Origin of the sequence: Streptomyces sp. (assembly GCF_031181555.1) — a bacterium.
GTDB classification, from domain to species: Bacteria; Actinomycetota; Actinomycetes; order Streptomycetales; family Streptomycetaceae; genus Streptomyces; species Streptomyces fimbriatus.
Map to the genome: position 1 here is coordinate 1 of NZ_JAPSKQ010000209.1, position 7731 is coordinate 7731.

Genomic DNA, 7731 nt, shown 5'->3' on the forward strand with positions numbered 1-7731 from the left:
CGGAGGGCGTCCGAGACGCGCGGGTCGACCGTCGTGGCGCGCAGTTCGGCGACGAGCGCGGCCACGGACAGGGGGCGGCGCGGGCGCCCGGTGACGTCCTTGGGTTCGACGCCGAGTTCGGTCAGGAACCGGGAGGGCTGGTCGCCGTCGTCCGCGGGCGCCTTCACCGCCGTCACGACCAGACGTTCACGCGCGCGCGTGGCGGCCACGTAGAACAGGCGGCGCTCCTCGGCGAGCAGGGCGCCCGGGGTGAGGGGTTCGGCGAGTCCGTCGCGGCCGATGCGGTCGGCCTCCAGCAGGGAGCCGCGGCGGCGCAGGTCCGGCCACAGGCCCTCCTGGACACCGGCCACGACGACCAGGCGCCACTCCAGGCCCTTGGAGCGGTGCGCGGTCATCAGGCGTACGGCGTCGGGGCGTGCGGCGCGCCGCGTGAGGGTGTCGGCGGCGATGTCCTCGGCCTCGATCTCCTCCAGGAAGTTCAGGGCGCCGCGGCCGCCGGTGCGCTCCTCCGCGCGGGCCGCGGTCGCGAACAGCGCGCACACGGCGTCGAGGTCCCGGTCGGCGTTGCGTCCGGCCGCGCCGCCGCGCCGGGCGGAGCGCTCCAGGCGCTGGGGCCACGGCGTGCCGTCCCACAGGTCCCACAGGGCCTCCTCGGCCGTACCGCCGCCCGCCAGGCGCTCGCGGGCCTTGCGCAGCAGCGCGCCGAGGCGCTGGGCGCCCCGCGCGTACGCGGGGTCGTGCACGGCCAGCCGCTCCGGCTCGGCCAGCGCCCGTGCGAGCAGCTCGTCCGAGGGCGGCGGCAGCGGGTTGCCCGCGGCTCGCTCCTCCTCGCGCAGGGCCCGCCCGAGGCGGCGCAGATCGGCGGTGTCCATGCCGGCGAGGGGGGAGGTGAGCAGGGTGCGGGCGGTTTCGGTGTCGAGCCAGCACGGTTCCGGCACGTCGTCGGTGCCGGCTCCGGGACGGTCCGCGTCCGCGGCGGCTTCGTCGGTTCCCTCTCCCGCCGCCGCCTCCGCGGTCCCCGTCACGGCCCCCGCACCCTGGCCGAGACCCTCGGCCGCCGCCGTCGCCACCGCCCGCAGGGCCGTCAGCAGCGGGGCCACCGCCGGCTCGTGGCGCAGGGGCAGGTCGTTGCCGTCGACGTCCACGGGGACGCCCGCGGAGGTGAGCGCGCGGCGGACCGTGGGGAGGGTGCGGGAGCCGGCGCGCACCAGGACGGCCATGTCGCTCCAGGGGACACCGTCCTCCAGGTGGGCCCTGCGCAGGATGTCGGCGATGTTGTCCAGCTCGGTGCCGGACGTCGGGTAGGTGTACACCTCGACCCGGCCGCCGTCCCGTACCGGGGTCGGCTCCCGGTGGGCGCGGACCTTCTCGGCGGGCAGGCGGGGCAGCGGCATGCGCCGGGTCACCAGCCGGGTGGCGGCCAGCAGGGCGGCACCCGCGCGACGCGAGGTGCGCAGCACCTCGACCGGGGCCGGGCGGCCGTCCGCGCGGGGGAACGCGTACGGGAACTCCAGGATGCCGTTGACGTCCGCGCCCCGGAAGGCGTAGATCGACTGGTCGGGGTCGCCGAAGGCGACGAGGGTGCGTCCGCCGCCGGCCAGGGCGTGCAGCAGCCGCACCTGGGCCGGGTCGGTGTCCTGGTACTCGTCGACGTAGACGGCGTCGTACCGCGCGGCCAGCTGCCCGGCGGTCTCCGGGCGGCGGGCGAGGAGCACCGCGCGGTGGACCAGCTCGGCGTAGTCGAGCACGCCCTGGAGGTCGAGGACGTCGAGGTACTCGGCGAGGAAGGCGGAGGCGGCGCGCCAGTCGGGGCGTCCGATGCGGCGGGCGAAGGCGTCCAGGGCGTCGGGGCCGAGGCCCAGTTCGCGGCTGCGGGCGAGCACCGCGCGGACCTCGTCGGCGAAACCGCGGGTGGTCAGGCAGGCGCGCAGTTCGTCCGGCCAGCGCACGTGAGCGAGTCCGAGCCGTTCCAGGTCGGCCTGGCCGGCGAGCAGTTCCCGGACGGTGACGTCCTGCTCGGGTCCCGACAGCAGCCGCAGCGGTTCCACGAAGAGGGCGCTGTCCTGGTGGGCGCGGACCAGGGCGTAGCAGAACGAGTGGAACGTGGTCGCCTGCGGGGCGCGCGCGGCGCCCATGCGCAGGGCCATGCGGTCGCGCAGCTCGACGGCCGCCTTGCGGCTGAACGTCAGCACCAGGATGCGCTCGGGGTCCCCGCCGCGGGCGATCCGCGCGGCCACGGACTCGACGAGCGTGGTGGTCTTTCCGGTGCCCGGACCTGCGAGAACGAGCAGCGGTCCGGTCTCGTGGTCAACCACGGAGCGCTGTGCGGCGTCCAATCGAGGGGGGTTCACGCGAGCCGGCGGGGTACGCACCAGTCGATAAGCGCCACGGCTCCCCCGCCGCACCTCGGGGTGCGACAGGCCGCTGGTGGAAGAAGAGGAGCTCACGTGGTTCGCCGGTCCTGGTGGGTGTGCTGTTGGGCAGTCCGCCGCGCGTGGAGGGCGGTGGACCCGGGGTGAAGGGGGCTCGCGCAGCCGACGCTACGCCGGTGAAAAGCACGGAAGCAGGACTTCCGCTTCTTCCCTCGCTGCACTCACGACGCGCCTGCCCCTTCCCCCACGAACGTACGTCATGCCACGGACGTGCTCCGTTTCCCCGTGACGGAGCACAAGTCACACAGCGGCGCGCGCAATGGCGGAAGCTGTTAGGTGTGTCCCTCGCCGTCCCACCGCGCACGCTTCATGTCGAGGCGCGGCACATGGCCCTCCGCGGCCCGGCCCGCCTCCTTCAGGGGCGTGCCCTCCGCGCGGTAGTGGCCGAGCGCTCTCAGCTCGTGGCCCGGCAGCAGGACACCGTCCGCGCGGACGACGCGCCACCACGGAACGGCTCCCCCGTAGAGGGCCATCACGCGCCCGACCTGCCGGGGCCCGCCCTCCCCCAGCCACTCCGCCACGTCGCCGTACGTCATGACACGACCCGGCGGGATCAGCTCGGCCACCTCGAGGACCCGCTCGGCGTATTCGGGCAGGGCGCCCGGGGGCTCCGGGACGGCATCGGACGGAAGGCTCTCCTGACTCATCCGACCCATCCTGCACCACCCCACCGACAACTCCACGTGCACGCGCGCGTGCGCTCGCCTCGCCCCGGAGCACCGCTTCGGGCAGACTGTGCGGCCCTGCACATGGACCCTGATGCCCCCTTGTGCCGGTGCGGCATGCCACCATCGTGCGGGCGGTGACTGGTGATACGAGACCAAGAAGAGACGATGAAGCAGCAGGGCGCGCACCCCGGGGACGCGGAGGGCACCCCTGACGCCTCGCCGCGCCCGGACACCGCGAGCGCCGACCCGAAGGACGCCGACACGAAGGGCGCCGGCACCGAGGCGGCCCGGAAGAGGGCCGCTCTGGACACCGACGACGCCGACACGGCGCACATCGACGAGGTCGAGGGCGACGAGCCTCTGCTGCCCGCACGGGTGCACCGCCCGTCCGACCTCATGCGGCTCCTCGTGGGCGTCCTCGCCGTCGTGGTGCTGCTGGCGATCGCCGCGTTCGCCCACGGCACCACCTCGGGCCTGGAACAGGACATCACCAAGGGCACCGGGCAGGCACCCGACCTGCTCATCAAGATCGCGGGCCTGGCCTCCAGCATCGCGATCCTCCTGGTGCCGGTCGCCTTCGCCATCGAGCGGCTGATCAAACGGGACGGACTGCGGATCGCCGACGGCGTGCTCGCCGCCGTCCTCGCGCACGGTGTGACACTCGCCACGGACCTGTGGGTCGCGCGGGCCGCCCCCGACTCGATCCAGGAGGCGCTCACCCAGCCCTCCCCCGGCGACCTCAACGCCCTGACCGATCCCGTGCACGGCTATCTGGCCCCGGTCATCGCGTACATGACGGCCGTCGGCATGTCGCGCAGACCCAAATGGCGCGCGGTGCTGTGGGTGGTCCTGCTCCTCGACGCCTTCTCCATGCTCGTCACCGGGTACACGACCCCGTTCTCGATCATCCTGACGGTGCTGATCGGCTGGTCCGTCGCCTACGGCACCCTCTACGCGGTCGGCTCGCCCAACGTGCGCCCCACCGGCCGGACCCTGATGGCGGGCCTGCGGACCGTCGGATTCCGCCCCGTGAGCGCATCCCGCGAGGAGTCCGGCGACGCCTCCGAGGCCGGAGACCGGGGACGCCGGTACTTCGTCACCCTGGAGGACGGCCCGCCGCTGGACGTGACGGTGGTCGACCGTGAGCAGCAGGCACAGGGTTTCTTCTACCGCGCGTGGCGCAATCTGACCCTGCGCGGCTTCGCCACCCGCAGCAGCCTCCAGTCGCTGCGCCAGGCCCTGGAACAGGAGGCGCTGCTGGCGTACGCGGCCATCGCGGCCGGCGCCAACGCGCCCAAGCTGATCGCGACCTCCGAGCTCGGCCCCGACGCGGTCATGCTCGTCTACGAGCACAGCGGCGGGCGCACACTCGACTCGCTGCCGGACGAGGAGATCACCGACGAACTGCTGCACGACACCTGGTGCCAGGTACGGGCGTTGCAGTCCCGCCGTATCGCGCACCGCAGGCTGGTGGGCGACGCGATCCTGGTGGATCGCTCCGGCACGGTGATCCTCACCGACCTGCGCATCGGCGAGATCGCGGCCGGCGATCTGCTGCTGCGCATGGACGTCTCCCAGCTGCTCGTGACGCTGGGCCTCAGGGTGGGCGCCGAACGGGCGGTGGCCTCCGCGCTGAGCGTCCTCGGTCCCGACGCCGTGGCGGACTGCCTGCCGATGCTCCAGCCCATCGCGCTGAGCCGCTCCACGCGCGCGACCCTGCGCAAGCTGGCCCGGGAACGGGCGGAGCGCGAGCGTGAGGCGGTCCTGGAGGCCTCCCGGCAGGCCCGGCTGCTCCGCGCGGAGCAGGCCGCCGCCGGCGACACCGGCAAGCCCGCGCCCGAGAAGCCCGACAAGAAAGCCAAGAAAGCCGTACGCGCGGAACAGCGGGCCGAGAAGCGGGCCATCGACGAGGCCCTGGAGGAGGCACGCGAGGAGGACCTCCTCACCCAGATCCGGCACGAGGTGCTGCGGATCAGGCCGCAGGCCCCGGTGGAACCGGCCCGCCTGGAGCGGGTGCGGCCGCGGACGCTGATCAGTTTCATCGCCGGCGCGATCGGCGCGTACTTCCTGCTGACGCAGCTCACGCACATCGAGTTCGGGCCGCTGATCGCCAACGCCGAGTGGGGGTGGGTGATCGCGGCCGTGCTGTTCTCGGCGGCCAGCTACTTCGCGGCCGCTCTGGCGCTGCTGGGGTTCGTGCCGGAGCGGGTGCCGTTCCTGCGGACGGTGGCGGCCCAGGTCGCCGGGTCCTTCGTGAAGATCGTCGCCCCGGCGGCGGTGGGCGGTGTGGCCCTGAACACGCGCTTCCTCCAGCGCGCGGGAGTGCGGCCGGGGCTCGCGGTGGCGAGTGTCGGCGCGTCCCAGTTGTTCGGGCTGGGCTGTCACATCCTGATGCTGCTGTCCTTCGGCTACCTGACCGGCACCGAGAAGACGCCCTCCCTGTCGCCGTCCCGCACGGTCATCGCGGGTCTGCTGACGGTGGCGGTGCTGGTGCTCGTGGTGACCTCGGTGCCGTTCCTGCGGAAATTCGTCGTCACGCGCGTGCGGTCACTTTTCGCCGGGGTCGTACCGCGCATGCTCGACGTATTGCAGCGGCCGCAGAAGCTGGTCACCGGCATCGGCGGCATGCTGCTGCTCACGGCCTGCTTCGTGATGTGCCTGGACGCCTCGATCCGGGCGTTCGGCGACGAGACGACCTCGATCAGCATCGCCAGTGTCGCCGTCGTCTTCCTCGCGGGCAACGCGCTGGGATCGGCGGCGCCGACGCCCGGCGGTGTGGGCGCGGTCGAGGCGACCCTGACGGTCGGCCTGATCGCCGTCGGACTCCCCAAGGAGGTCGCCGCGCCGGCGGTGCTGCTGTTCCGGCTGCTGACGCTGTGGCTGCCGGTCCTGCCGGGATGGCTGGCCTTCAACCACCTCACGCGCAAGGAAGCACTGTAGGAGCGCGAGGGCGGCAGGAGCGGCGAGCACCCGGCACACACGTCAGGGGAAAACGGCGTGGGCCCGGTCCCGGACCCTTACCTCGTACGGCCCGTGCCCCGCGCGTCCCGCCCCGGGGCACCGCAGGATGGGAGCATGTCCCACCCCTTCCGCCTGCGTGCCGCCGCCCTGACCGTCTGCGCCGTACTGCTGCCCGCGCTGCTGGCGGGCTGCGGTGAGGACGACAGGGACGAGGAGCTGACGGAGCAGGAGCTCAGCTGGAGGGACTGCCCGGCCCCGTCCGACGCGCAGGGCGGGGGCCCGGCCCCCTCGCCCCTGCCGGGCGGAGCCGAATGGCAGTGCGCCACCATGAAGGCGCCCCTGAACTGGGACGAACCCGAGGGCGACACCATCGACCTCGCGCTGATCCGGGCGAGGGCGAGCGGCGAGGCGAGCGAGCGCATCGGATCCCTGATCTTCAACTTCGGCGGCCCGGGCGGTTCCGGCGTCACCGCGCTCCCCGCGTTCGGCGAGGAGTACGCGACCCTGCGCACCCGCTACGACCTGGTCAGCTTCGATCCCCGCGGAGTCGGCCGCAGCGCGCCCGTGATCTGCGCCGACGACCAGCAGCTCGACGCGTACTTCCAGCAGGACGCGACCCCCGACGACCGTGCCGAGCGGACCGAGCTCCTGGACAACACCAGGGAGTTCAACGCGGGCTGCGAGAAGAACTCCGAGCGGATCCTGCCGCACGTGCGCACCACGGACGCCGCCCGCGACCTCGACCTGATGCGCCAGGTCCTCGGCGACGACGAACTGCACTACTTCGGCATCTCCTACGGCACCGAACTCGGCGGCGTCTACGCCCACCTGTTCCCGGAGAAGGTGGGCCGAGCGGTGTTCGACGCGGTCGTCGACCCCACGCAGACCCCCGAGCAGGGCTCGCTCGGACAGGCGCGGGGCTTCCAGCTCGCGCTCGACAACTACGCCGAGCACTGCGTCTCCCAGGTCGAGGACTGTCCCGTCGGCGACAGCGCACAGGACGTGAAGGACCGCATCGCCGGGTTCCTGAAGGACCTCGACGCCAAGCCGATCCCCGGCCTCTTCCCGCGCGAACTGACACAGACCGCGGCGACCAACGGGATCGCCCAGGCGCTGTACTCGCAGGACTTCTGGGAGTTCCTCACCGACGGCCTCGAGGAGGCCTACGCCGGCGACGGAACGATTCTGATGGTGCTGTCCGACTCGATGAACGGACGCAACCAGAACGGTGAGTACAGCAACCTCGTCGCCGCCAACGTCTCCATCAACTGCGCCGACGACAGGCCCCGTTACGACACCGAGGACGTGGAGCGCAGGCTGCCCGCGTTCCGGGCCGCGTCCGAGCTGTTCGGCGACTATCTGGCGTGGGGGTTGATCGGCTGCACCGACTGGGCGGTTCGGGGAGCCGCCGACCATCCCGAGGTGAGCGCCCCCGGCGCGGCCCCGATCCTGGTGATCGGCAACACCGGCGACCCGGCCACGCCGTACGAGGGGGCGCGCAGGATGGCGCAGGCGCTGGGCGAGGGGGTCGGCGTCGAGCTGACGTACAGGGGGCAGGGGCACGGGGCCTACGACAGCGGGAACAAGTGCGTGCGGGACGCGGTGCACGGCTATCTCCTGAACGGGAAGGTGCCGAAGGACGGCACCGTCTGCTCCTGAGCGGGCACCGT

Annotated in this window: 4 protein-coding genes; 2 read left to right on the forward strand and 2 right to left on the reverse strand. The window is 73.1% G+C overall.

Features of this window, described 5'->3' with window-relative positions; genetic code table 11:
- Both RIM90_RS28225 and RIM90_RS28230 read right to left on the reverse strand, forming a co-directional pair.
- Positions 1 to 2447, reverse strand: a 2447-nt coding sequence (locus RIM90_RS28225) for an ATP-dependent helicase (protein ID WP_309063585.1), incomplete at its 3' end; no start/stop codon positions are given.
- A gap of 257 nt (positions 2448 to 2704) precedes the next feature.
- The gene (locus RIM90_RS28230) at positions 2705 to 3079 is read right to left on the reverse strand and encodes an MGMT family protein (RefSeq protein ID WP_309063586.1); all 375 of its coding nucleotides are present in this window, start codon (positions 3077 to 3079) and stop codon (positions 2705 to 2707) included.
- A 186-nt stretch (positions 3080 to 3265) separates the two neighbouring features.
- Between RIM90_RS28230 and RIM90_RS28235 the strand changes: the two genes are divergently transcribed.
- On the forward strand, positions 3266 to 6040 hold the full coding sequence (locus tag RIM90_RS28235; RefSeq protein WP_309063587.1) for a lysylphosphatidylglycerol synthase transmembrane domain-containing protein: 2775 nt from the start codon (positions 3266 to 3268) through the stop codon (positions 6038 to 6040).
- A gap of 135 nt (positions 6041 to 6175) precedes the next feature.
- Entirely contained in the window at positions 6176 to 7720 is a 1545-nt protein-coding gene (locus RIM90_RS28240) for an alpha/beta hydrolase (protein WP_309063588.1), read from the forward strand.
- The last annotated feature ends 11 nt before the right edge of the window (positions 7721 to 7731 follow it).